The 23184-nt window shown below is 62.1% G+C and carries 20 protein-coding genes and 1 tRNA gene; 12 read left to right on the forward strand and 9 right to left on the reverse strand.

What is annotated here, in order from left to right; translation table 11 throughout:
- Nucleotides 1-24: 24 nt before the first annotated feature.
- Genes AC54AF_RS20050 through AC54AF_RS20060 form a run of 3 tightly spaced genes read right to left on the reverse strand, consistent with a single transcriptional unit; the run spans nt 25 to nt 3575 of the window.
- Nucleotides 25-1431, reverse strand: a complete 1407-nt coding sequence (locus tag AC54AF_RS20050; protein ID WP_496637938.1) for a PoNe immunity protein domain-containing protein — start codon at nt 1429-1431, stop codon at nt 25-27.
- A gap of 25 nt (nt 1432-1456) precedes the next feature.
- On the reverse strand, nt 1457-2263 hold the full coding sequence (locus AC54AF_RS20055; protein WP_496637939.1) for an alpha/beta fold hydrolase: 807 nt from the start codon (nt 2261-2263) through the stop codon (nt 1457-1459).
- Between the two features lies 1 nt (nt 2264).
- On the reverse strand, nt 2265-3575 hold the full coding sequence (locus tag AC54AF_RS20060) for an O-acetylhomoserine aminocarboxypropyltransferase (RefSeq protein ID WP_496637940.1): 1311 nt from the start codon (nt 3573-3575) through the stop codon (nt 2265-2267).
- 284 nt (nt 3576-3859) lie between these two features.
- Here AC54AF_RS20060 and AC54AF_RS20065 point away from each other — a divergent pair, with 284 nt between their 5' ends.
- Nucleotides 3860-4483 carry a 2OG-Fe(II) oxygenase gene (locus AC54AF_RS20065; protein WP_496637941.1) on the forward strand — a complete coding sequence of 208 codons (624 nt, stop codon included), beginning with the start codon at nt 3860-3862 and terminating at the stop codon, nt 4481-4483.
- A gap of 209 nt (nt 4484-4692) precedes the next feature.
- Nucleotides 4693-5139 carry a CBS domain-containing protein gene (locus AC54AF_RS20070; protein WP_010398828.1) on the forward strand — a complete coding sequence of 149 codons (447 nt, stop codon included), beginning with the start codon at nt 4693-4695 and terminating at the stop codon, nt 5137-5139.
- Nucleotides 5140-5207: 68 nt separating this feature from the next.
- Here the strand turns inward: AC54AF_RS20070 and AC54AF_RS20075 are convergent, their stop codons facing one another.
- Nucleotides 5208-7469 carry a putative bifunctional diguanylate cyclase/phosphodiesterase gene (locus tag AC54AF_RS20075; RefSeq protein WP_496637942.1) on the reverse strand — a complete coding sequence of 754 codons (2262 nt, stop codon included), beginning with the start codon at nt 7467-7469 and terminating at the stop codon, nt 5208-5210.
- 489 nt (nt 7470-7958) lie between these two features.
- Here AC54AF_RS20075 and aroC point away from each other — a divergent pair, with 489 nt between their 5' ends.
- Nucleotides 7959-9053, forward strand: coding sequence for a chorismate synthase (gene aroC / locus AC54AF_RS20080; RefSeq protein ID WP_131687860.1), 1095 nt, complete (start codon nt 7959-7961; stop codon nt 9051-9053).
- 151 nt (nt 9054-9204) lie between these two features.
- Here aroC and AC54AF_RS20085 read toward each other — a convergent pair whose 3' ends face one another.
- Together AC54AF_RS20085 and AC54AF_RS20090 are read right to left on the reverse strand one after the other, a co-directional pair.
- Nucleotides 9205-10701: an HDOD domain-containing protein gene (locus AC54AF_RS20085; protein ID WP_496637943.1), complete on the reverse strand. Its 1497-nt coding sequence runs from the start codon at nt 10699-10701 to the stop codon at nt 9205-9207.
- Nucleotides 10698-12437: a putative bifunctional diguanylate cyclase/phosphodiesterase gene (locus AC54AF_RS20090; RefSeq protein ID WP_496637944.1), complete on the reverse strand. Its 1740-nt coding sequence runs from the start codon at nt 12435-12437 to the stop codon at nt 10698-10700. The genes AC54AF_RS20085 and AC54AF_RS20090 overlap by 4 nt, the downstream gene beginning before the upstream one ends.
- 394 nt (nt 12438-12831) lie before the next feature.
- Between AC54AF_RS20090 and AC54AF_RS20095 the strand changes: the two genes are divergently transcribed.
- The 4 genes from AC54AF_RS20095 (at nt 12832) to AC54AF_RS20110 (ending at nt 16206) form a co-directional block, all read left to right on the forward strand.
- Nucleotides 12832-14514 (forward strand): isovaleryl-CoA dehydrogenase, encoded by a 1683-nt coding sequence (locus AC54AF_RS20095; protein WP_496637945.1) that lies wholly within the window; start codon nt 12832-12834, stop codon nt 14512-14514.
- A 160-nt stretch (nt 14515-14674) separates the two neighbouring features.
- A complete protein-coding gene (gene upp / locus AC54AF_RS20100; protein WP_010398816.1) occupies nt 14675-15325 on the forward strand; it encodes a uracil phosphoribosyltransferase in 651 nt (216 codons plus the stop codon).
- A gap of 22 nt (nt 15326-15347) precedes the next feature.
- Complete coding sequence (locus AC54AF_RS20105; RefSeq protein ID WP_496637946.1) at nt 15348-15710, forward strand: Hpt domain-containing protein; 363 nt, start codon at nt 15348-15350, stop codon at nt 15708-15710.
- A gap of 292 nt (nt 15711-16002) precedes the next feature.
- The gene (locus AC54AF_RS20110) at nt 16003-16206 is read left to right on the forward strand and encodes a cold-shock protein (RefSeq protein ID WP_010398811.1); all 204 of its coding nucleotides are present in this window, start codon (nt 16003-16005) and stop codon (nt 16204-16206) included.
- 336 nt (nt 16207-16542) lie between these two features.
- Here the strand turns inward: AC54AF_RS20110 and AC54AF_RS20115 are convergent, their stop codons facing one another.
- Nucleotides 16543-17454 (reverse strand): LysR substrate-binding domain-containing protein, encoded by a 912-nt coding sequence (locus AC54AF_RS20115; RefSeq protein ID WP_131687865.1) that lies wholly within the window; start codon nt 17452-17454, stop codon nt 16543-16545.
- Between the two features lie 215 nt (nt 17455-17669).
- On the opposite strand from AC54AF_RS20115, the gene aceB reads away from it, so the two are divergent.
- Nucleotides 17670-19268: a malate synthase A gene (gene aceB / locus AC54AF_RS20120; protein WP_496637947.1), complete on the forward strand. Its 1599-nt coding sequence runs from the start codon at nt 17670-17672 to the stop codon at nt 19266-19268.
- A gap of 80 nt (nt 19269-19348) precedes the next feature.
- On the opposite strand, the gene gloB is transcribed toward aceB, so the two are convergent.
- Nucleotides 19349-20158 carry a hydroxyacylglutathione hydrolase gene (gloB, locus tag AC54AF_RS20125; RefSeq protein WP_496637948.1) on the reverse strand — a complete coding sequence of 270 codons (810 nt, stop codon included), beginning with the start codon at nt 20156-20158 and terminating at the stop codon, nt 19349-19351.
- 19 nt (nt 20159-20177) lie between these two features.
- Between gloB and AC54AF_RS20130 the strand changes: the two genes are divergently transcribed.
- From AC54AF_RS20130 to AC54AF_RS20145, 4 genes are all read left to right on the forward strand, one after another.
- Complete coding sequence (locus tag AC54AF_RS20130) at nt 20178-20954, forward strand: class I SAM-dependent methyltransferase (protein WP_496637949.1); 777 nt, start codon at nt 20178-20180, stop codon at nt 20952-20954.
- Nucleotides 20947-21396, forward strand: a complete 450-nt coding sequence (rnhA, locus tag AC54AF_RS20135) for a ribonuclease HI (RefSeq protein ID WP_131687869.1) — start codon at nt 20947-20949, stop codon at nt 21394-21396. Before AC54AF_RS20130 ends, rnhA begins: the two co-directional genes overlap by 8 nt.
- A 102-nt stretch (nt 21397-21498) precedes the next feature.
- Entirely contained in the window at nt 21499-22215 is a 717-nt protein-coding gene (dnaQ, locus tag AC54AF_RS20140; protein ID WP_131687870.1) for a DNA polymerase III subunit epsilon, read from the forward strand.
- An 82-nt stretch (nt 22216-22297) separates the two neighbouring features.
- Nucleotides 22298-22372: transfer RNA gene (locus AC54AF_RS20145), tRNA-Val, on the forward strand.
- Between the two features lie 505 nt (nt 22373-22877).
- Here AC54AF_RS20145 and AC54AF_RS20150 read toward each other — a convergent pair.
- A partial coding sequence (locus tag AC54AF_RS20150; protein WP_496637950.1) for a hypothetical protein occupies nt 22878-23184 on the reverse strand: 307 nt, incomplete at its 5' end.

Raw genomic sequence — 23184 nt, forward strand, 5'->3', positions numbered from 1 at the left:
TGTATCTAAAAGTGTACGGGGGATTCAGGGCGACGGCGGCATGACCCAGTGCGCCAGCGCGCCGCGATCGAGTCCCAGCTGCTTTGCCACGGCGCCCGCCTCGAAGGCCCACAGGCCGTAGTAGCCGCCCAGGCCGTGCGCGCGCAAATGGCCGTTGAACCAGTCTTCGCGCACCAGCGCGCCATGCCAGCTGGCCAGGTAGTGCTGCAGGTGCTCGAGCTGCTGCGCAGGATCGTCCGCGTCGAGGCAATCGAACAGGGCGGTATAGGGCTCGGCGAAATACCATTCGTCGACGGCGGCACGCTGCGGATCGATGAAGGACAGCAGGGCTTCATACACGCCGTCTTCGCCATCGAAGGCCGTCTGCAGGGCGGCCAGGCGCCTGGCCAGGTCGTGGCGGCCGAACAGCAGGGTCGCGCCCAGCAGTTGCAGGGTGCGCGCATAGTCCGTCAACTGTTCGAAATCAAAGGCGGGCAAGGCATCGTCATCGTAGGCCGCGGCCAGGGTCGCGCGCGCCGTTTCGCAGGCGGCGACGGCCGCTTCCAGCGCCGTTTCCACGTCGGGCAAGGGCAGGCCCGCCGTGTAGCGCAGCGAGAACACCTGATAGGCCGTGCTGGCGGCCGCGCACGCCCAGTAGGCAGCATCGCCACCGTCGATTTCCGCCTGCGCCTGCGCGCGGACATAGGCTGCCAGCAGGGCGTCGAGGTGAGCGAGGTTGCGGCTAAAGTCGAACGCAGTGCCGAACGTCTCGGGCGGCAACTGGCGCGGCGTGCAGGGCCAGGGCGTGGACGAAGGCTGGCAGGCATCGGCGCATTCGCGCTGGATGGCCCAGTCGGCGAAGATTTGCTGCATATATTGCGCCGTTTCGTCGTCGTGGACGATGGCGCCGACGCCCACCATGGTCGTGCCGAGCAGGGTGTAGCCAGGGAAGCGGCTGCTCTCGTAGGCGATGGTGGTCACGCTCTGGATGGCCCTGCCGTCGCTCAGGTCGCGCACGCGGAAGTACACGTCGTCCCAGCCGGCCAGCGGTGGCGCTGGCGGTTCATTCGGCAGAGTGGTCCAGCTGCCGTCCGCCTGCTCTTCATAGGCATCGAGCAGCTCATCGATGCCACCGGGGCGGTCGATGCGGTTGTTGGCGTCATACTGCAGGCCCAGTTCGGCCCCGAAAGCTGCCGCGTGGCGGCCCTCGAAGACCAGGTACTGGGCGCTCGTGGTGCCGACCAGCAAGTCCGTCTGCTGGCCCGCCACGCTGAGTGCCTGCGGCAGCCGGCACCATTGGTAGTAAGGAATGCCTGCCATGGGGCCGCCTTCGTCCGCCAGCGGGTTGGTGAAGCGCAGCTGTTCCAGCCATTTATGGCGTTCGTACTGCTCCTCTTCCGTGCCGCTGCCGCGGCCAGTCAATTCGTCAAACAGGGTATTCAACAACATCATCCATCTATCCTAAAAAAACATGCACTCACGCTGCCTGCGCAAACGCAAACAGCGCGTCGAGCACGGCGTCCGGCTGCTCGGCCATCAATTCGTGCCCGCTGTCGACCTGCACCACCGTCCCATGCGCGATGCTTGAGGTCAGCAGCTTGGTCGATTTGGGCGGCGTCATCATGTCGCGCGCGCCGAAAATGAATAAAGTGGGGCAGTGTACCGAAGCGGCGGCGATTTCGCCGTTCGCGTAGGCATTGCACGCATAAAAATCCGTGTGAAACACGTGATCGGGGTTGAGGGCGGCGATGCGCTGTTTCAAGCGCCGCGCGCCACCCATGGCATAGAAGCCGGGGCCGGGAAACGAGGGCTTTTGCGCGATCGACGAGTGCGACCAGATATTGACCATGTCGATGGCCGCCTGTTCATCGTTGAGCGACGTTTCCAGCAGGGCGGGCGAGACCTTCATCGGGTAGGTGGAACCGAGCATGGCCAGGTGGCTGATTCGCTCGGGCGCCAGGAATGCCGCTTCCAGCGCGATCAATGAACCCATGCTGTGGCCGATCAGCATGGCCTTGGGCGCGCCGGCCGCGTCCAGCACGGCCAGTATCCATCGCGCCAGTTCCTCGACGCTGCTTTTCGCCGCGCCGCCGCTGCGGCCATGGCCCGGCAAGTCGACGGCCAGCACGTTCCAGCCGTGGTGGGCGAAATAGCGCGTTTGCAGGGCCCATACGGAATGGTCGTTCTGCGCGCCGTGGATGAAGACGGCCGTCGGCTGATTCGGGTTAAAGGTCTTGCCGCCCGTGTAGCAGTAGGCGACGGTATTGTCGATGGTGAGCAGCATCTCAGGCGCCTTTCTGCGACAGTTTCAGGCTGCGGGCCAGGTCTTCGATCAAATCGTCCGCGTCTTCCAGGCCCACCGATAGACGCATGGTGCCCTGCGTGATGCCCGCCTGCGCCAGTTGCTCGTCGGGCACGCGGAAATGCGTGGTGGAGGCGGGGTGGATGACGAGCGACTTGGCGTCGCCCACGTTGGCCAGGTGCGAGAAGATCTTCAGGCTGTCGACAAAGCGCTGCCCCGCCGCGCGGTCGCCGCGCAGGCGGAAGGTGAACACGCCGCCCGCGCCTTTCGGCAGCAGGGTTTTCGCCAGCTCGTAATCGGGATGCGACGGCAGTTCGGGGTAGGACACGGCATCCACGGCAGGATTGGCGAGCAGGAAGTCAATCACCTTGCGCGTGTTGGCCACGTGGCGGTCCATGCGCAAGCCCAGGGTTTCGATGCCCTGCAGGATGGCGAAGGCATTGTGCGGACTCATGACGGCGCCGAAATCGCGCAAGCCTTCGCGCCGGGCGCGCAGGGCGAACGGCGCCACCGTCGATTCCTCGGCAAAGACCATGCCGTGAAAGCCTTCATACGGCTCGCACAATTCGGCGAAACGGCCCGTCTTGTCGTAGGCGGCCTGCCAGTCGAAGGTGCCGCCATCGACGAGCAGGCCGCCGATGGCCGTGCCGTGGCCGCATAAAAACTTGGTGGCCGAGTGGAACACCAGGTCGGCGCCATGCTCGAAGGGGCGCAGCAGATACGGCGTGGTAAACGTCGAATCGAGCATCAGCGGCAGATGGTGCTCGTGCGCCAGGGCGGCAATTCGCGGGATGTCCAGCACGTCGAGGCCGGGATTGCCCAGGGTTTCCGCAAACAGTAGCTTGGTGTTCGGACGGATGGCGGCGCGCCAGGCGTCCGCATCGCGCGGGTCGACAAAGGTGGTCTCGATGCCGAAGCGTTTCAAGGTATAGGCCAGCAGGTTGTGCGAGCCGCCGTACAGGGCGCGCGAGGCGACGATGTGCGAGCCGGCGCCAGCGATGGTGGACAAGCCCAGGTGCATGGCGGCCTGGCCGCTGGCGGTGGCGAGGCCGGCCACGCCGCCTTCGAGCGCGGCGATGCGCTCTTCCAGCACGGCGTTGGTGGGATTCGAGATGCGCGAGTACACATGGCCGGCCCGCTCCATATTGAACAGCGAGGCCGCATGCTCCGAACTCTTGAAGGCAAACGAGGACGTGAAATGGATCGGCGTGGCGCGCGCGCCCGTGGCCGGGTCGGGCGCCGCGCCCGCATGCAGGGATAAAGTGTCGAAACCGGGGTATTTCGGGCCGCTCATGGTGTCTCCGCCAAGTTTTATAGTGGCAAGATCGTAACCTGATTTGCAGCCGAGCAAAAGGGCTCCTGTGCAGGGCGCATGGAGCCGTGCTGGCGGGCCGCGGGTGTAACCTGCAGTGTAAAAAAAGTGACCGGCACGGTGCGGCGGTGGTACGATATCGTATCAGCGATATTCGGGCTGTTTGACCTGTGCGCGTGCGCCGCGCCGCAGGGAAGGCGGCTACGTGCCAGCGAAATCCTGGGCTTCAGGCGAACTCTCATCGCATGTCCACCAAGAAAGATTTTATGCCCGCAATATCGTTCGACGGCTTCATTGCCGTACCCGGACATTCTATCGTCGACGGCCTGTGCCACGCAGGCTGGCTCACGCACGAGCATTTTATCTCCCCTGAACTGAGCCGCGAGTTGGCCGCCGAGTGCGTGCAATCCATGCTCAATGGCAAGATGAAAGGCGCCGGCGTGGGCAGCGGCCATGCGCCGTTGCTGCAGCCGGACATCCGCGGCGACCATATCGAATGGCTGGAAACGGGCCGCTCAAGCGCCTGCGACCGCTACCTGGAGCATATGGAAGCGCTGCGCCTCATGCTCAACCGCGAGCTGTTCCTGGGGCTGGAAGAGTACGAAAGCCATTTCGCCCTGTACGCGCCGGGCGCCTTTTACCGTGCCCATCTGGACCGTTTTCGCGACGACGACAAGCGCACCGTGTCCGTCGTGCTGTACCTGAACGACGACTGGCTGCCCGAGCATGGCGGCGCGCTGCGCCTGCACCCGCAGGGCGGCGAGCACGTCGATATCGCGCCGCAAGCGGGCCGCATGGCCATGTTCATGTCGGGCGAGATGCTGCACGAAGTGTTGCCGACGGCGCGCGAGCGCCTCTCGATCGCAGGTTGGTTCCGCCGCAGGGGCTGAAAACGCCTAAGCAAAACTACTGCGCGTCGCGGGGCGCGGCCGGCGATGCTCGCTACGTTTTTGTTAGACGTCTTGCGGGTGCATCTTGTCGCTTGTAATGTCTCTTGATTTGATTGCGCGCAAGGCTGGATTTTTCCGCAGGCATAGGCTACAGTCGCAGTAAGGGCTAGAATAACTAAAATACCAATCACGCGGACAGGACGGCCAATATGAAAGTATCTGAAATTCTCCAAGTCAAGGGCAATATCCTCTACACGGTCACGCCTGACCAGCCCCTGCTTGACGCGGCCAATACCATGGCTGAAAAAGACATCGGTTCGCTGGTGGTCATGGAGTTTGGCGACCTGGTCGGCATGCTGACCTTCCGCGAAGTGCTCAACGCGCTGCATGAAAACGCGGGCCAGATCGGCGGCGGCACCGTGCGCAAGCACATGGATGACCACCCGATCACCGTGACCCCGGATACGGAAGTCAATGAAGTGCGCCGCATCATGCTGGAAAAACACGCGCGCTACCTGCCCGTCATGAATGCCAAGACCTTGCTGGGCGTCATTTCCTTCTACGACGTGGCGCGCGCCGTGCTCGAAGCGCAAAGCTTTGAAAACCAGATGCTCAAGGCGTATATCCGCGACTGGCCGGCTGAAACCACCGACTAAGTTTCGCTGATGCAGTAAAAACAACGCCGGCATCGCCGGCGTTTTGCATTGTCAAGCCAAGGTGACGCCTAGGCGGCGCCCTGCAGCGCTTCGTTGTTCAGCCAGGTGCCCAGCGCCGTGGCCGTCATCGGGCGGGCGAACAGGAAGCCTTGCGCCATGGGGCAGCCCAGCGCTTGCAAAATTTGTGCTTGCCGCTCGTCTTCCACGCCTTCGGCGATCACGGCCAGGCCCAGGTTGCGGCCCAGCTGGATGACCATTTCGGCGATGCTGCTGCCGCGCGCGGAACCGGTGATCTCGGTGACGAAGGCGCGGTCGATTTTCAGGCGGTCGACTTGCAGGCGCTGCAAATAGGACAGGGAAGAAAAACCCGTGCCGAAGTCGTCGATGGCGATGCTCACGCCCGTCTGTTTGATCTGCCACAGCATCTTGATCAGCAGATCCGGCTCTTCCATGGCCATCGATTCCGTGATTTCCAGCTCGATGAACTCGGGCGGCGCCTGCGTCTCTTCCAGCGCCGCGCGCAGCATTTCCAGGAACAGCGGGTGGCGGAACTGCACTTGCGACACGTTGACGGACATGACGAAATTGCGGTGGCCCTGCTCGCGCAGCAGCACCAGTTCCCGGCAAGCCGTGCGCAGCACCCATTCACCGAGGTCGATGATGATGCCCGAATACTCGGCAATCGGGATGAAGCGGTCGGGCGAGATGAACTTGCCGTCCGGCGTCTGCCAGCGCAGCAGCGCTTCGGCGCCCACGGGGCGGCGCGTGGTCAGGTCGATCTGCGGCTGATACACGACAAACAGCTGGCCCTGGCTGAAGGCCGTGCGCAGCGCGTGCATCATGCGCACGCGCTCGCGGATTTCGATGCCCATGCTGCGCGAGAAATAGAAGTGGCCGGCGCGTTGCTGGCTTTTCGCCCGTTTCAGGGCGATATCGGCGTCTTTCAGCGCGTCGGCGCCCGTGCCCGCATGTTCGCCCAGCCGCACCAGGCCCAGGGTGGCGGACAATTGCACGTCCTGGCCATCGATACAGAACGGCGCCTGGAACAGGGCCAGGATCTTGCTTGGGTTGACTTGCGAGGAGTCGCCCAGCACGCAAAAGATGTCGCCGCCCAGGCGCGCCACCGTCAGCTGCGGTCCCAGCTGGGTTTGCAGGCGTCCCGCCACGGCCACCAGCAGGGTGTCGCCGAACTGGTGGCCCAGCGCGTCGTTGGTCTCGGCAAAGTGGTCGAGGTCCACCAGCGACAGGGTGGCGTCGTCGCGCGCGGGGCCGGCCAGGGTGGCGTCGAGGATTTCCACCAGGCGCGTACGGTTCGGCAGCTTCGACAATTGATCGTAGAAGGCGGCATTGTGCAGGTGCGACACCAGCTCGACGTTGTCCAGGCCCACGGCGACGTTGCTGCAGAATACTTCCAGCAGGCTTTCATCGATGGCCGAGAGGGGGCGCGGCAGCACCAGGTAGGCGGCCGCGTCGCGGCTGGCCTTGCCCGCGAAGTACAGGGTGGCGTAGTCGTGCGCGTAGACATTGCGCCGCTGCGCCAGGGTGTGCTCGATGGCGGCCATCACGCGCGGGTTTTGCAGGCCGCACAGGGCGCTGTGCGGCAAGCTGGAAAAGCTGCCCGTGCAGGCCGAGACGAGCAGTTCGCGGGAACCGTTGTCCTGCAAATCCTGTACGCACAGCACGCCATCGGCGCGGATGCCCAGCAGGTCGGCGATCTGCGCCAGCACGCCGGCCGAGAAGTTCTGCACGCCGTGCAGCGCCATCAGCTGCGTGCTGGCGTGGACGATACGGTCCAGGCCGCGCCGGCTGCTGCTGATCGAACGGATCTGCTCGTACGAGCGGATGGCCGCCGTCACCGTCGTAAACAGCTTGATGCGCGTCAGTTCGGACTTGGTCTTGTAGTCGTTGATGTCGAAATCGCGGATGGCGTCGATTTCCGGCGCATAGCCGGGCTGGCCCGTGCGCAGGATGATGCGCACGTCCGTCATTTTCAGGGTTTCGCGGATGTAGCGCACCAGGTGCAGGCCCGCGTCATCCTGTTCCATCACCACGTCGAGCAGGATGACGGCAATGTCGTCTTCATGCTTGAGCAACTCGCGCGCCTGGCCGGCCGAGTACGCATGCACGAATTCCAGCGGGCGGTGCTGCATTTCCAGGTTGCCCAGGGCGAAGGTGGTGGTGGAGTGAACGTCTTCATCGTCGTCGATGATCATCACCCGCCAGACGCTGCGCGGTGCGACGGCCAGCGGCGGCGCCGGTTGCTCATCGAGGAATACCAGGTCGTCGTGATCGTCCTTGTTGGCGTCAAGGGGGATGATCGGTGCGGGCATGTATAGCTTCTCCAGGATGACTCAGTACGGGATGTGAGCACATCAGAAATGTCCATGGCGTTGTTGCACCGCCTCGCCGTACTCGCGTACTGTCTTCGGCGGCGCGCCTAGCCCTGGCCATTTCTGATGCACTCTGGCACAGCAAAAAACAGCGCTCAGGTATCGTGGCATTGCCTCGCCCCGGGCATTTTTTGACGTGCTCTCGGCGCAGCCTAAATCTGGTTTGGTAACCAGTATTGTGTCGCGCGCTTTGATTCAAGTATATAGCTATTTAATAAGCAAAATGTTTTTTTAAATCTATTCCGTCGCGCAATATTTCTTGTATTGCATGATTGCAACTCTTATTTGGTATTTTTCATATGAAAAAATACGCAGGATTTCAAAATGGCGAGATGGGCGGGGCAATATCGGGGCTAGTCGCGGCATTAGCGGCATGGCATGCCCCGCAGGCTGGTAGAATTAGGTTTTCCAGTCCTTACACTTCCTACTATGTCCGGCAATTCTTTTGGCAAGCTGTTTACTGTTACCACTTTCGGCGAATCGCATGGCCCGGCCATCGGCTGCGTGATCGATGGCTGTCCTCCAGGATTGATCCTGTCGGAAGCCGATATCCAGCCCGAGCTGGACCGCCGCAAGCCGGGCACCTCGCGCCACGTGACGCAGCGCCAGGAATCCGATACGGTGGAAATCCTTTCCGGCGTGTACCAGGGCGTGACGACGGGTACGCCCATCGCGCTGCTGATCCGCAATGAAGACCAGCGCAGCAAGGATTACGGCAATATCGCGGAAAGCTTCCGCCCCGGCCACGCCGACTACACCTACTGGCACAAATACGGCGTGCGTGATCCGCGCGGCGGCGGACGCTCATCGGCGCGCCTGACGGCGCCCGTCGTGGGCGCGGCGGCGATCGCCAAGAAATGGCTGCTGCAGCAGTACGGCACCACCTTCAAGGGCTGCATGAGCCAGCTGGGCGACATCGCCGTGCCGTTCCAGTCCTGGGAGCACGTGCATGCGAACCCGTTCTTTGCCGCCAGCGGCGACGCGGACCTGATTGCGCGCATGGAAGCGGCGATGGACCAGTTGCGCCGCGACGGCGATTCCATCGGCGCGCGCATCGACGTCATCGCGCAAAACGTGCCGGTGGGACTGGGCCAGCCCATCTACGACAAGCTCGACGCCGACATCGCCTACGCCATGATGGGCATCAATGCCGTCAAGGGCGTGGAAATCGGCGCCGGTTTCGATTCGGTGGCGCAAAAGGGTTCCGAGCACGGCGACGAACTGACGCCGGAAGGCTTTATCGGCAATAACGCCGGCGGCGTGCTCGGTGGCATCTCGACGGGACAGGATGTCAGCGTCTCGATCGCCATCAAGCCGACCTCGTCGATCCGCACGCCGCGCCGCTCGATCGATAAAGAAGGCAATCCCGTGATGGTGGAAACGTTCGGCCGCCACGACCCGTGCGTGGGCATCCGCGCCACGCCGATCGCCGAAGCCATGCTGGCGCTGGTGCTGATCGACCACGCCCTGATGCACCGCGCGCAATGCGGCGATGTGTCTGTTTCTACGCCGAAGTTGAAATGATTAATTTTGTCGTTTAATAAAAACGCTAGCGACACCTGACAAAACCGTAGCGAGCGGAAGGGAGAGGTGGCTAGGAAGCGCAACCGTACTCTAGTACGGTGAGCATCGCAGGCCGCCTATACCGACGCGCAGTAGGTTTGGTCAGGTGTTCTCATGCAACTTTATTCGCCACCAATTCCAATTGGTGCCGCATCTCCACCGACTGCACCAGCAACGCCCGGATATCGTTGATCAGGTTGAATTCCGTCTGGTTCAGCTGGATCGGCGGGAAGCTGTCATCCCAGTCACCGTATAAAAATCCCGTGGGGTGGCCGTTGGCCGACAGGGGCAGCACGACGAAGCTGCGCGCTTCCGACAGGGTCGCTTTCCACCATTGCGGCAGCTTGGCGGCAAATTTCGGGTCGCGCGCATTGTCGATGAAGATCACGCGGTCGCTATTGAGGGCCGCATGGAACACGTTCGGTTCATACGCGTCGCCAAACACCATCAGATCCTGCAAGTCGGCCATGCCTTCGCCCATGCTGATGCGCGCCGAGTACAGATGATCCCTGTGGTTGCGCACGAACGCCACCGAGCGCGAAAAGTCGAAGCCCTGGTGCAGCGTTTCGAGCGCCATCGAGACCATCTGGCCCGGGCTGGCGCTGCCGATGGCGCCGCGCAGGTCGGCCAGGCCGCCGATCAATACGCGGTTGCCTTCGGCGCGCATGCGCGTCGAGGCCAGCTGGCGCGCGCGCCGTTCGGCCGGTTTCGACAGGGGCGCGATCGACAGGTCGGCCGCCGCCATCGCCTTGGCCTTGTCGACCGCCACGGCCAGGTCGGTCGCGGTGATGCCCAGGGTGCCCGCGTAGTCGTCGATCAGCGCGTGCACCTGCGCCGCGCCGGCCGCGTCGTCATGCCACAGCGAGTCGGCACAGCGCGCCGCCATGGTCGACAGGCCCGCCATCCAGTCGGCACCGCTGACGGGCGAGTCGTCCGGTGACGGCTCCATCGGACGCATGCCGTTGATCAGGTGCTGCGGCAAGCCCCAGTGGGCGGCCGTGGCATAGCCCACTTCCGGCAGCGACAGGCCGAGGATTTCGCGCGCGGCGGCCGCCTCGTTGCCGGGACCCGCGTGCGCCTGCAGGCGCGCCCAGAAGTCCGTCATGTAGAACGTCACCATCATGCGGCCCAGGGTGTGCAGCATTGAGCAGACCACGGCCTGCTCCGCCTGCAGGCTGCCGGCGCTGGTGGCCACCTGCTGCGCCACCATCCCGGCCAGCACGGCCTTTTCCATTTCCACGTGGGCGCTGACGGAATCGGGCGACGCCTGCGACAGCTCCTCGATCAGTTTCAGGCCCAGCGCCAGATGGCCGATGGCGTCGATGCCCAGCACCAGCACGGCCTTCGAGACCGTATTGACCCGCTGGCCGAAGGCCGAATACATGCCGCTGTTGGCCAGCCGCAGCACCTTCTGCGTCAGGACAGGGTCGGACAATACCGTTTGCGTGATGTCGAATTCGTGGTCATCCTCGCCGCGCATGGCGCCCAGGATGGCGCTGATGGCTTTCGCGAAGCCGGGCATGTCGCCTTGCTGGCGCGTGCGCGCCCACAGCAGGTCCAGGGTGTTTTTGCCGAGCTGTGTCGGCGCCGTGAAATGACCTGGATTCATTGCACCCCTCCGCGCGGATCATTGGCAGACGGCGCAGGCACCAGCGCCGCATAGGTTTTGTCGCTCAAGGCCGATAGCGCGGCATGGGCCGGCATCGGTTTGCCCGTCAGGTAGCCTTGCACATACTGGCAGCCGCGCGACTCCATGAAGTGCATCTGTTCCTCGGTTTCCACGCCCTCGGCCACCACGGACAGGTTCAAATGCTTGGCCAGGTCGAGAATGGTGTTGCAGATGGCCGCATCCTTGCTCGATTCGGGCAAGTCCTTGATGAAGGTGCGGTCGATCTTCAGCACGGAAATGGGGAAGCGCTTCAGATACGCGAGCGAGGAATAGCCGGTGCCGAAATCGTCGATGGCGATGCGCGCGCGGCGCTCCGTCATCTTGACGAGGATGGTTTCCGCATGCACGGGGTCGATCATCAGGGTGCCTTCCGTGATTTCCAGCACCAGGTGTTCGCCCGAGAGTCCGGAAAACGCGATGGCGTCATCGAGCACGTCGAGGAATTTGTCGTTGCGGAACTGGCGCGGGCTGATGTTGACGGAGATGTACAGCGGCCGCCTGGCCACTTCCTGGAACTGCTTGAGCTGCACGCAGGCCGCTTTCAGCGCCCAGGCGCCCAGCAGATTGATCAGGCCATTGGCTTCGGCGATCGGGATGAAGCGCACGGGCGGCACCAGGCCCAGGGTCGGGTGCTTCCAGCGCATCAGGGTTTCGAAACCCTGGATCTGCCGCGTGTGCGCGTCGACGATGGGCTGGTAAAAGAGTAAAAACTCGCCTTCGCGCACGGCGTGGAACATGGCCGCTTCCAGCGAAATATCGTGTTCCGACGGGCCATTCAGGCGCGGACTGTAGACCAGGCAGCGGGCCTTGCCCGTTTCCTTGGCGCGCGACATGGCCGCATCGGCCAGCGCCACCAGGCGCACTTCATCTTCCGCGTGCAGCGGATAGATCGATACGCCGACGGAGGCGCCCACGTAGATCGTGTGGCCGTCGACTTCGAACGGCGCCTGCAGAGTGGCCAGCAGGCGGCCCGTCACCAGCTTGATCTGCGCGTCCGTGGCGCTGCCGGGCAGCACGGCGACGAATTCATCGCCGCCCACGCGCGCCAGGGTATCGCTGTCGCGCAGGGTCTTGCGCAGGCGCGCCGCGGCCAGGCGCAGCACGGCGTCGCCGACGGGGTGGCCGAGGCCATCGTTGACCTTTTTAAAGCCATCGAGACCGATGGTGGCGACGGAAAACCCCTGGCCCGAACGTGCGGCCTGGGCGATCACCATGCGGATGCGGTCGGACAGCAGCAAACGGTTCGGCAAGCCCGTGAGCGCATCGTGCGTGGCCATGTGGCGCAGCCGTTCTTCCGTATTGTGCTGGGCCGACGTGTCGCGCCCGACCACCAGCAATTCGGCGATGCCGGCCGCATTCATATAGGAAGACAGGCGCAGTTCGAACCAGATTTCCTGGTCCGGCGTTTGCAGCCTTACTTCCAGGCGGCCCGGCTCTTCCAGAGCGTCTTCCAGCGCCGCTTGCAATGCCGCGCGCGACGCTTCGGTGGCCAGCGGCAGCAGCAAATGGCCGGACAGGCCCGATGGCGCGGCAAACAGGGTGGCCGCGCGCTTGCTGGCGAACAGGATCAGGCCGTCCGTATCGAGCCGGAACACGACGTCGCCGGCCTCTTCCATGAGGTTGTCCAACTCGTGGCGGGCCTCGCGGTGGGCGGCAGATGGGGTACTGGAAAACATCGTGCTGGCTTTTACCTTTTTATTATCAGTGCCGGCGCCGCTGCTGGCGGGGTGCCGACGAAAATAGTGCATCGTGCGCGACGCGTGCCAGAGTGGCCGGAAGGGCGACTATCGGAACGCGATCCACACGAAATGTATCATTGAAAAGCACCCGATTACATGAAATAGAGCAACATTGCTTCAGGTTTTGTAAATATTCCTGCCTTCCATGAAAAAAATCATGTCGCGCGACACATGCAGGCATTTTCATTCCGCATAGAAACATTTATCTGCGCCTGCTTCCACTGGCGCGCTTGCCCCGCCATGCGCTTTACGCTAGTCTGGCTGGCAGACGGTGTTGACGGTGCGCCAGCGACGGCAAGGGCGCCATGATAACAAATCGCGGGAGACCCCCATGAATGCATTTGACACGCATGAAGTTTTCAACCAGGCCACGCCCTTTGAAAACGTCAATCTGTTCGCCTGCGACCCGGCGCTGACCGAAGCGCTGCTGCGCGAGGGCGGCGGCGCGGCGCTGCAGGAGCTTGACGCGCTGGGTGAAACGCTGGGCCGCGCCGAGACCTATGCGCTGGCACGCCTGGCCAACATCCACACGCCCGAGCTGCAGCAGTTCGACCGGGCCGGGCGGCGCATTGACGAAGTGCTGTTCCATCCGGCCTGGCATGAACTGATGGCCATCCTCGTGGGTGCCGGCGCGCACGCTTCGCCGTGGGCCATGCCCGGTCCCGGCGCCCAGGTGGCGCGCGCGGCGGCCTATCTATTAGTAGGGCAGGTGGAAAACGGCACGCAGTGTCCCGTGACGATGACGTATGCCTCGGTGCCAGCCTTGCGCCAGGCGCTCGACCTGCCGCACATCGCGCAGCGCTGGCTGCCGAAAATCCTCTCGCGCGAATACGATCCCCGCTCCTTGCCCGTGGAGCAGAAGCGCGGTGCCCTGGTCGGCATGGGCATGACGGAAAAGCAGGGCGGCTCCGACGTGCGCAGCAATACCACGCGCGCCGTGCGCGTGCCGCCGGCCGAGGCGCAAGCCTTGTTCGGCGGCGAGGCCGGCGGCGCCTGGCGCATCGTCGGCCACAAATGGTTTTTCTCGGCGCCCCAGTGCGACGCGCATCTGATCCTGGCGCAGGCGGACGAGGGGGGATTGTCGTGCTTTTTCCTGCCCCGCTACCTGCCCGACGGCAGCCGCAATGCCATCCGCGTGCAACGCCTGAAGGATAAATTGGGCAATCGCTCGAATGCCTCGTCGGAAGTGGAGTTTGCGAACGCTTACGGCTGGCTGGTGGGGCAGCCGGGGCGGGGCATTCCCACCATCCTGGAAATGGCCAGCCACACGCGCCTCGATTGCGTGCTGGGCAGCGCTGGCATCATGCGCGCCGCCTTGACGCAGGCACTGCACCATGCGCGCCAGCGGGCCGCGTTCGGCAAGCCGCTGGCCGAACTGCCCCTGATGCAAAACGTGCTGGCCGACCTGGCGCTGGAATCGGAAGCGGCCACGGCGTTTGCGCTGCGCCTGGCCCGCTGCTTCGATGAAAGAGACGATGCGCAGCAAGCGATGCTGGCGCGTGTGCTGACGCCAGCCGGCAAATACTGGATCTGCAAGCGCGGACCCGGTTTCGGCGCGGAAGCCATGGAAGTGCTGGGCGGCACCGGCTATGTGGAAGAGGCGCCGCTGGCGCGTTTGTATCGCGAACTGCCCGTCAACTCGATCTGGGAAGGCTCGGGCAACGTCATGTGTCTCGACGTCTTGCGCGCCTTCGGCAAGTCGCCGGCCGCGCGCGACGCCCTGGCGGCCGAGCTGGCGCTGGCCGGCGATGATCACGCCGACTTTGTCGATTGCCGCGCGCGCCTGCTGGCCGACCTGGACGGGCCGCAGACGGACGAATTTGGCGCGCGGCAATTATCCGAGCGCATCGTGCTGGCCGTGCAGGCGGCCTTGCTGCTGCGCCATGCGCCGCCTTTCATCGCGCAGGCCTTCCTGCAGTCGCGGCTGGTGCAGGCGCCGGGCGGCGCGTATGGCCGCTTGCCGGCGGGTACCGATTGCGCGGCCATCCTGGCGCGCGCGCTGCGCGAGTACTGAGTTTGCTTCGGCCTGCTGGGTGCGCAATTATTTCGCAAATTCCGGCCACAGGCGGGCTGGGGGCTGGGATAATGCTGCAATCCATCATTTTATCGATATACACAGCGCGCCTGCGGCCCAGGCTTGCCGCCGCGCCAGATAGCAGAGAAAGAAAAATAACATGAAACAAGATCCACGCTTCCCGAATTTGTTCATTACCGATCACCCATTGATCCAGCACAAATTGAGCCACATGCGCGAGCACGATACGTCGACACGCACCTTCCGCGAATTGCTCAAGGAAATCACTTTGCTGATGGGTTATGAAATCACGCGCGACCTGCCGCTGACGACGCGCGAAATCAAGACGCCGCTGGTCACCATCGACGCGCCCGTCATTGCGGGCAAGAAATTGGCCATCGTGCCGATCTTGCGCGCCGGCATCGGCATGAGCGATGGCTTGCTGAACCTGGTGCCCTCGGCGCGCGTGGGCCACATCGGCGTGTACCGCGACCCGGCCACGCACATGCCCGTGGAATACCTGGTGCGCCTGCCCGACCTGAACGAGCGCACCTTCATCCTGTGCGATCCGATGGTGGCGACCGGCAATTCGGCCGTGTATGCCGTCGACGTGCTGAAAAAGCGCGGCGTGACGGACGAGCAGATCATCTTCCTGGCCCTGGTGGCCGCTCCAGAGGGCGTGACCGTGTTCCAGAACGCGCATCCGAACGTCAAGATGTTCTGTGCTTCGCTCGATTCGCACCTCGATGATCACGCCTACATCGTGCCGGGTCTGGGCGACGCCGGCGACCGTATCTTCGGCACCAAGTAAGCCAACTCAGGCGAGTATTGCGATGGCAACCTTGATCGACCCGGATTTTCGCGCGCGTTTGCGTGCCCTGAATGAAAAATATGCGGCTGGCGTGCCGGCCCTGTTGCAAGCGATCGCGACGGCAAGCGGCCGCTGCGACAGCGAAGGCCCCCGCCTGGAGCCCTTGACGGAACTGCACCGCGCGCTGCACGCGGTGGCCGGCTCGGCTGCCACCTTCGGCTTTGCTGCGCTGGGCCAGGAATGCCGGCGCATCGAACAACTGGTGCGCGCCATGCTCAATGCCCCCGCGCAAGCGGTGGCGGAATGGCCCGCCGTGCGGGCGCAAGTGGCGGTGCTACTGGACTGGGCGGGGCGCGATGCGGCCGCCACCCACTTCACCGCGTGAGCGACATCACGATGTGGTTACAATGATTCATTTGATACAACGCAAAGCATCCGCGTCGCAGATTAGGATATAGTGTCTCCATGCCGCTGGTACAGGGCGCCGCAAGACGGGGATTTGGCTATTAAAGTAGTGTTCGCAAGTTTATTTTGCGAAAGAATGGTTTTTCTCAGTTTTGTTGGTATAATTGGGCATCGTTGGATTCGAGGTAGTAGTGCAGTTAGTCTGTCATTTCTTTCTTGCTTCAAACGATATAACGGGCGCAAGCCCAACTTAACTGAAATAGGAAATTGTAATGGCAACTGGCATCGTAAAATGGTTCAATGATTCGAAGGGTTTCGGCTTTATTACCCCTGACGAAGGCGGCGAAGATCTGTTCGCTCACTTCTCGGCTATCCAGTCGAACGGCTTCAAGTCCCTGCAAGAGAACCAACGCGTTTCTTTTGAAGTGACCGCTGGCCCTAAAGGCAAGCAAGCTTCGAACATTCAGCCAATCTAATACGCTGGATCAAACGAAATAAAGAAATCCTCGGTCTCCGAGGATTTTTTTTCGCCTGAATTTCTATGAGGCATCGGTTGTGCGTGGGCTGCGCGTTCTTTTTGGCGTGCTTGCGTCGCCGCGCAGGTCGGCTTAGCGCTCGCGCGTAAGCCGACAATGGGGATGTGTCGGCTTACGCTACGCTACGCTGAGCCGACCTACGCCTGGACCTTTACGGCGCCCAATCAGTCCGTAGCGAGCGGCAGTGATTTGTGGTCGAGAAGCGCAACCGTACTTTAGTACGGTGAGCATCGCCGGCTGCAAAGCGCGCCGCGCAGCAGGTCTGATTGGGCGTCCTCAAATAGCGCGCTCACGCCAGTAGTCAGGCAGTGAGTACGAGTGCCTTAAAAAATCCACAAACGCCCGTATGCGCAGCGGCAGATGGCGGCGCTGGGCGAACACGGCGTAAATGTCATTGCCCGGCGCGGCGAACTGGTCCAGCACCGTCACCAATTGTCCCGAGGCGATCTCGGCGCCCACTTCCCACATCGAGCGCCACGCCAGGCCCTTGCCGGCCAGCGCCCAGTCGTGCAGCACTTCGCCATCGTTGCAGACCATGTTGCCGGCCACCTTTAAAATGACATTCTTGCCGTTTTCGCGGAAGGTCCAGCCCCGCTGGCTGCCTTCGCTGCTGATTGCCAGGCAATTGTGTTTCGCCAGGTCGGCCGGGATGCGCGGCGTGCCCGCCCGTTTCAGGTAGGCGGGCGAACCGACGAGCACGCGCTGATTGTCGGCCAGTTTGGTGCTCACGAGCGAAGAATCGGACAGGCTGGCGATGCGGATGGCCACGTCGATGCCTTCGCCAATCAGGTCGACGAGTCGGTCGTTCAGGTTCAGCGACACCGTCACGTCGCGGTGCTCGGCGACAAAAGAGGGAATCAGGGGTGCCACGTGCTGGCGCCCGAAGCCGGCTGGTGCGGAAATGAGCAAGTGACCGCTGGCCTTGACGCTGCGCTCGGCCACGGCCGCTTCCGCCTCTTCCAGTTCGCCCAGGATGCGCTGGCAATCTTCGAGGAAGGCGGCGCCTTCATTCGTCAGGGCCAGCTTGCGCGTCGTGCGCTGCAGCAATTTGACACCCAGGCGCTGCTCCAGCGCGTCCAGGCGCCGTCCTATCATGGCCGGGGCGATGCCTTCGGCGCGCGCGGCGGCCGACAGGCTGCCCTTGGCGACCACTTCCACGAACGTTGATATTTGTCTGAACTGGCCCATGTTGTGCTCCTGTAATACCATCACTTGTGATAAAAACGCATAGATGAAGTGATTTTTAATCTCGTTTCCATGCCTTATAGTGCAATACTATAGAACAAACGCACCGCCCTGCAGAGTGTTTTTGCGCCTCTGTCCAGCTTGTCCGCGCAGTCGTTCAGCATATACTTGGATCATCAGATTACCTTTGCTTATATTTACTAAAAACGGAGAACTTCATGACGCAGAATACGATCGCACTTCCAGAAGGCATGCAAATCACGGGGGAAATCAAGCCCGGCTATGAACAGATCCTGACGCCGGCCGCACTGGCGCTGGTGGCCAAGCTGACGCGCGCGTTCGAGCCGCGCCGCCAGCAATTGCTGGCCGTGCGCGTGGAACGGGCCAAGCGCCTCGACGCGGGCGAGCGTCCTGATTTCTTGCCAGAGACCGCACACATCCGCGACGGCGACTGGAAGATCGCGCCGATCCCGAAGGCGCTGGAATGCCGCCGCGTGGAAATCACCGGTCCCGTCGAGCGCAAGATGGTCATCAACGCCTTCAATTCCGGTGCGGACAGTTACATGACCGACTTCGAGGATTCGAACACGCCGAACTGGGATAACCAGCTGACGGGCCAAATCAATATGTTCGACGCCGTGCGCAAGACGATTTCGCTGGAGCAAAATGGCAAGTCCTATAAGCTGAACGACAAGATCGCGACCCTCGTCGTGCGTCCGCGCGGCTGGCACCTCGATGAAAAGCACGTGCTGGTCGACGGCAAGCGCATTTCCGGCGGCATCTTCGATTTCGCCCTGTTTATGTTCCATAACGCCAAGGAACAACTGGCGCGCGGCGCCGGCCCGTATTTCTACCTGCCGAAGATGGAATCGCACCTGGAAGCGCGCCTGTGGAACGATATCTTTGTCATGACGCAAAACGAATTGGGCTTGCCACAAGGCACGATCAAGGCGACTGTCCTGATCGAAACCATTCTGGCGGCGTTCGAAATGGATGAAATCCTGTACGAGCTGAAAGAACACAGCTCCGGCCTGAACGCGGGCCGCTGGGATTACATCTTCTCGTGCATCAAGAAATTCAAGCTGGACAAGGATTTCTGCCTGGCCGACCGCGCCAAGGTCACCATGACGGCGCCGTTCATGCGCGCCTACGCCTTGTTGCTGCTGAAAACGTGTCACAAACGTGGCGCACCGGCCATTGGCGGCATGGCGGCTTTGATCCCGATCAAGAACGATCCGGAAAAGAACGACATCGCCATGGGCGGCGTGCGCAACGACAAGGCGCGCGATGCCACCGACGGCTACGATGGCGGCTGGGTTGCCCATCCGGGCCTGGTCGAGCTGGCCATGGGCGAGTTCACGAAAGTGCTGGGTGACAAGCCGAACCAGATCGAGAAACAGCGTCCCGACATCGACGTCAAGGCGTCGGACCTGCTGAACTTTCAGCCGGAAGCGCCGATCACGGAAGCGGGCTTGCGCTACAACATCAACGTGGGCATCCATTACCTGGGCAGCTGGCTGGCCGGCAACGGTTGCGTGCCTATCCATAACCTGATGGAGGACGCGGCCACGGCCGAGATCAGCCGCTCGCAAGTGTGGCAGTGGATTCGTTCCAGCAAGGGTGTGCTGGAAGACGGCCGCAAGGTGACGGCCGAGATGGTGCGCGCCATGATTCCGGAAGAGCTGGCCAAAGTGCAGCGCGATGCGCCAGGTGGCAATGGCCCGACCTATGTGCGTGCCGGCCAGATCTTCGAGGAAATGTCGACGTCGGAATCGTTCGCTGAATTCCTGACCTTGCCGCTGTATGAAGAAATCTGATCCTGATCAAATAGATCGATAAAAAATCCCGGCGGTGCATACAAGCATCGGCCGGGATTTTTTATGGCGGAAGGGTGGGCTTAAAAGCTGTTTTTCCACATCCGTAGCGCCGCGAACGCTTCCACGGGCGAAGCGTCGGTGGCCAGCTTGCCTTCCACCTTCAGGCTGGTCAGAATCGCCGGTTCACGGTAGCGCAGGAAGGGATTCGTGGCCTTCTCGAGGGCGATGGTCGATGGCACGGTCGCCAAGCCTTGCTGGCGCTTTTCTGTGTCGATGGCGATGCGTTCTTGCAAGGCCACATTGCCCGGCTCGACGGCGTTGGCAAAGCGCAGATTGGACAAGGTGTACTCATGCGCGCAAAATACCTCCGTATCGTCGGGCAGGGCGGCCAGCTTGCCCAGCGAGTCGGCCATCTGGCCCGGCGTGCCTTCGAACAGGCGGCCGCAGCCGCCCGCAAACAGGGTGTCGCCGGAAAACAGCCACGGCGCGCCGCTGCGCTCGTCGCGCTGGCGCACGTAGGCGATGTGCCCCTTGGTGTGACCTGGAACGTCGATGACGGTCAGCTGCAAGCCCAGTTCGGGCACATAGGCGACATCGCCTTCGGCAAGCGGTTCCGTGATGGCTGTGATAGCCTCATTGCGTGGGCCGAAGACGGGGACGGCGAAATGCTGCAACAATTCAGGCACGCCACCCGTGTGGTCGGCGTGGTGATGCGTGAGTAAAATGGCGGACAAGGTCAATTGATGGGCTTGCAGCGCATCGAGGATGGCCATGGCGTCGCCGGGGTCGACCACGGCGGCGTGGCGGCCGTCATGGATCAGCCACAGGTAATTGTCGGCAAAGGCGGGCACGGCAAGTACCGATAAAGCGTGTTCAGGGGAATTGGTCATGAGCAAAAGAGAAAACTGAATGGACAGTGTGGCATCCGAAAAATCCATTATAGCGCTTGACGGCTGGCTGCAGACGCCGGCCGGTCTGTACGTGCGCGCCTGGGAGCAGCAATGCCTCGACAGCCTGACCGTCGACATCTTCGGTTTTAATGCCGTGCAGATCGGTTTGCCCCAGCTCGACGCGCTGGCTGCCAGCCGCATGCCGAACAAATGGCTGCTCGATGCGCGCCTGCCGTCGCGCACGCCGCAGGAACGCCGCCTGACCCTGGTGTCGGTCTTCGACGAGTTGCCGTTCGACTCGCAAAGCCTGGACCTGGTGGTCTTGCCGCACGTACTCGAATTTGCCGCCGAGCCGCATCAGGTCTTGCGCGAAGTCGAGCGCGTGCTGATCCCGGAGGGGCGCGTGATCGTCTGCGGCTTCAATCCGGCCAGCCTGTGGGGCATGCGCCAGGGCCTGGGACGGGTCACGGGACGCCATTACCTGCCGCAGGCGGGCGAGCTGATCTCTATGCCGCGCATGAAAGACTGGTTAAAATTGCTGAACATGGGCGTCAGTCAAAGCCATTTCGGCTGTTACGCACCTGCCTGCAGGACAGAAAAATGGCTGCGCCGCAACGCCTTCATGGACAAGGCCGGTGCGCGCTGGTGGCCATATCTGGGCGCAGTGTATATAGTGCAGGCGATCAAGCGCGTCAAAGGGATGCGATTGATCGGTCCGGCGTGGACCAAGAAACCGGCGACGGCGCCCGCAGGCGCACCGGTCACGAATAAAAGGCGGGAACAGCAAGATGGATAAGGTTGAAACGAAGGTTGAGATTTATGCCGATGGCGCATGCAAGGGCAATCCCGGCACAGGCGGCTGGGGTGCGCTGATGGTGGCCGACGGCGCCAAGAAAGAAATTTACGGCGGGGAACTGAATACGACGAATAACCGCATGGAATTGAAGGCCGTGATCGAAGCCTTGACGGCGCTCAAACGTCCCTGCCAGGTAGTGCTGTATACCGATAGCCAGTACGTGCAGAAGGGCATCAGCGAATGGATCCACGGCTGGAAGGCGCGCGGCTGGAAAACGGCGGCCAAGGCTCCTGTGAAAAACGTCGACCTGTGGCAGGCGCTCGATACGGCCCAGGCCGTCCATGAAGTGGAATGGCGCTGGGTACGCGGCCACAATGGCCATCCGGGCAACGAGCGGGCCGATCAGCTGGCCAACCTCGGCGTGGAAACCGTGCGCGCCTGACGTTAAAAATTCCTCTCGCGAAACAGCGGGCAGGGCGTAATCGAAGGGCACAGGTTTGCTATACTGTGCCCTTCGCTTTTTGCTTTTAAGACTGAATCTGCCATGCGTCAAATTGTTCTCGATACTGAAACCACCGGCCTGAACCCGCGCACGGGCGACCGCATCCTGGAGATCGGGGGGGTCGAACTGAACAACCGCATGTTGACGGGGAATAATTTCCATCAATACATCAATCCCGAGCGCGACTCGGAAGAGGGCGCGCTGGCCGTCCACGGATTGACGACGGAGTTCCTCAGCGACAAGCCGAAATTCGCGGAAATCGCGGAAGAATTCCGCGCGTTTATTGCCGGTGCCGAATTGATCATCCACAACGCCCCGTTCGATATCGGCTTCCTCAATGCGGAATTCAAGCGCCTGAACTTGCCGCCAGTGCATGAGCAGGTGCATGGCGTGATCGACACCCTGGTGCAGGCGAAGGAAATGCATCCAGGCAAGCGCAACTCGCTTGACGCCCTGTGCGACCGCTACGGCGTTTCGAACGCCCACCGCAAGCTGCACGGCGCGCTGCTCGATTCCGAATTACTGGCCGACGTCTACCTGGCCATGACGCGAGGCCAGAACAGCCTCAGCATGGAAGAAGAAGTGGAAGTGGCCGCCGACGGCGCAGCCCTGGAAATCGTGCCCCTGGCCGAAGTCATCTTCCAGAGCGCCACGGCCGATGAACTCGCCGCCCACGAAGCCACCATCGCCGGCCTCGACAAAGCCGCCAAAGGCCAGTGCATCTGGACCGCCGTCACGGCGCTGCCAGCAGCCACCTGAGAAAAAAGCGGGGGCGCGGCAAATTTCCTGTTTCCAGCCCTTGCAGATGCCGCAACACCTATGCGATAATTCGCCTCGCTTCGGGAGGTTAGCTCAGGGGTAGAGCACTGCATTCACACTGCAGGGGTCGCAAGTTCGAAACTTGCACTTCCCACCAAAATTTTCGTTTTTATTCAATGACTTAGGATTTATTATCTTGTCTGAATAGGAACTTGGGGTAAATCTGGGGCAATGGGATTTTCGTCCATTGTCCAGCCCCAAACGATACGGCCGCTTTCTGCGGCCGTTTTCACGTCCAGGAGTCCACAAGCTTAGCTTGCGGGCGCTTCCTTTCGACGGAATTGTTAAGCTAAACCAGCACCAGACCTATTTGTTGCCAGCGCCGGCGGGGGCATTGCTGCGCCCTCCGCCGGATGGCTTGCCCGTTCCACTTGGCCACCCTCCGCCATTTCCTTGCCCACGGCCACCGCCAGCTGCCCCGCCACCTTTACTGCCACTGCCTTGGGAGCCACCACTACGGCCCCCGTTATTACCGCTACCTTTGCTCATTTGTATCTCCTTTCCGGATCACTGTAAGTTGCATCACTCTCCGGTAAAGTGATGCATTTCGAAAGCTTGGCCTAGGTGGGACACCCCATGAAAATCGGTGCGATCCAGTAGCACTAGATTTTTGCCAGGGCGTCGATTTCCCTGATAATCAACCGAGACTTCAGAGGTAGCATTGCGTGGGGTATCAGAGTCTTCGGGTCACGCTCCCACTGAGGGGTATAGCCTATCAATTTTGCGTAGTGCGCGGCGTTGCTGCCCAAACCTTCGTAGAACCGCTCGAACAATTCCTCTTCCTTCCGCTCCGAAAGTACCCGATATTGCGATTTGCAGAATGCACACACCTGTATGTAGAAGGGTATAAATAAGGCTCTGTCCTCGGTAAATGGGGGAAATGCCGGAATCTTCTCTTGGCAGTGCTGT

This window comes from Janthinobacterium sp. JF4 (assembly GCF_059617925.1).

Bases quoted from the DNA above. Each gene is read 5' to 3' on its own strand.
- AC54AF_RS20050 (WP_496637938.1), bottom strand. From the start codon at position 1,431: ATGATGTTGTTGAATACCCTGTTTGACGAATTGACTGGCCGCGGCAGC.
- AC54AF_RS20055 (WP_496637939.1), bottom strand. From the start codon at position 2,263: ATGCTGCTCACCATCGACAATACCGTCGCCTACTGCTACACGGGCGGC.
- AC54AF_RS20060 (WP_496637940.1), bottom strand. From the start codon at position 3,575: ATGAGCGGCCCGAAATACCCCGGTTTCGACACTTTATCCCTGCATGCG.
- AC54AF_RS20065 (WP_496637941.1), top strand. From the start codon at position 3,860: ATGCCCGCAATATCGTTCGACGGCTTCATTGCCGTACCCGGACATTCT.
- AC54AF_RS20070 (WP_010398828.1), top strand. From the start codon at position 4,693: ATGAAAGTATCTGAAATTCTCCAAGTCAAGGGCAATATCCTCTACACG.
- AC54AF_RS20075 (WP_496637942.1), bottom strand. From the start codon at position 7,469: ATGCCCGCACCGATCATCCCCCTTGACGCCAACAAGGACGATCACGAC.
- aroC (WP_131687860.1), top strand. From the start codon at position 7,959: ATGTCCGGCAATTCTTTTGGCAAGCTGTTTACTGTTACCACTTTCGGC.
- AC54AF_RS20085 (WP_496637943.1), bottom strand. From the start codon at position 10,701: ATGAATCCAGGTCATTTCACGGCGCCGACACAGCTCGGCAAAAACACC.
- AC54AF_RS20090 (WP_496637944.1), bottom strand. From the start codon at position 12,437: ATGTTTTCCAGTACCCCATCTGCCGCCCACCGCGAGGCCCGCCACGAG.
- AC54AF_RS20095 (WP_496637945.1), top strand. From the start codon at position 12,832: ATGAATGCATTTGACACGCATGAAGTTTTCAACCAGGCCACGCCCTTT.
- upp (WP_010398816.1), top strand. From the start codon at position 14,675: ATGAAACAAGATCCACGCTTCCCGAATTTGTTCATTACCGATCACCCA.
- AC54AF_RS20105 (WP_496637946.1), top strand. From the start codon at position 15,348: ATGGCAACCTTGATCGACCCGGATTTTCGCGCGCGTTTGCGTGCCCTG.
- AC54AF_RS20110 (WP_010398811.1), top strand. From the start codon at position 16,003: ATGGCAACTGGCATCGTAAAATGGTTCAATGATTCGAAGGGTTTCGGC.
- AC54AF_RS20115 (WP_131687865.1), bottom strand. From the start codon at position 17,454: ATGGGCCAGTTCAGACAAATATCAACGTTCGTGGAAGTGGTCGCCAAG.
- aceB (WP_496637947.1), top strand. From the start codon at position 17,670: ATGACGCAGAATACGATCGCACTTCCAGAAGGCATGCAAATCACGGGG.
- gloB (WP_496637948.1), bottom strand. From the start codon at position 20,158: ATGACCAATTCCCCTGAACACGCTTTATCGGTACTTGCCGTGCCCGCC.
- AC54AF_RS20130 (WP_496637949.1), top strand. From the start codon at position 20,178: ATGGACAGTGTGGCATCCGAAAAATCCATTATAGCGCTTGACGGCTGG.
- rnhA (WP_131687869.1), top strand. From the start codon at position 20,947: ATGGATAAGGTTGAAACGAAGGTTGAGATTTATGCCGATGGCGCATGC.
- dnaQ (WP_131687870.1), top strand. From the start codon at position 21,499: ATGCGTCAAATTGTTCTCGATACTGAAACCACCGGCCTGAACCCGCGC.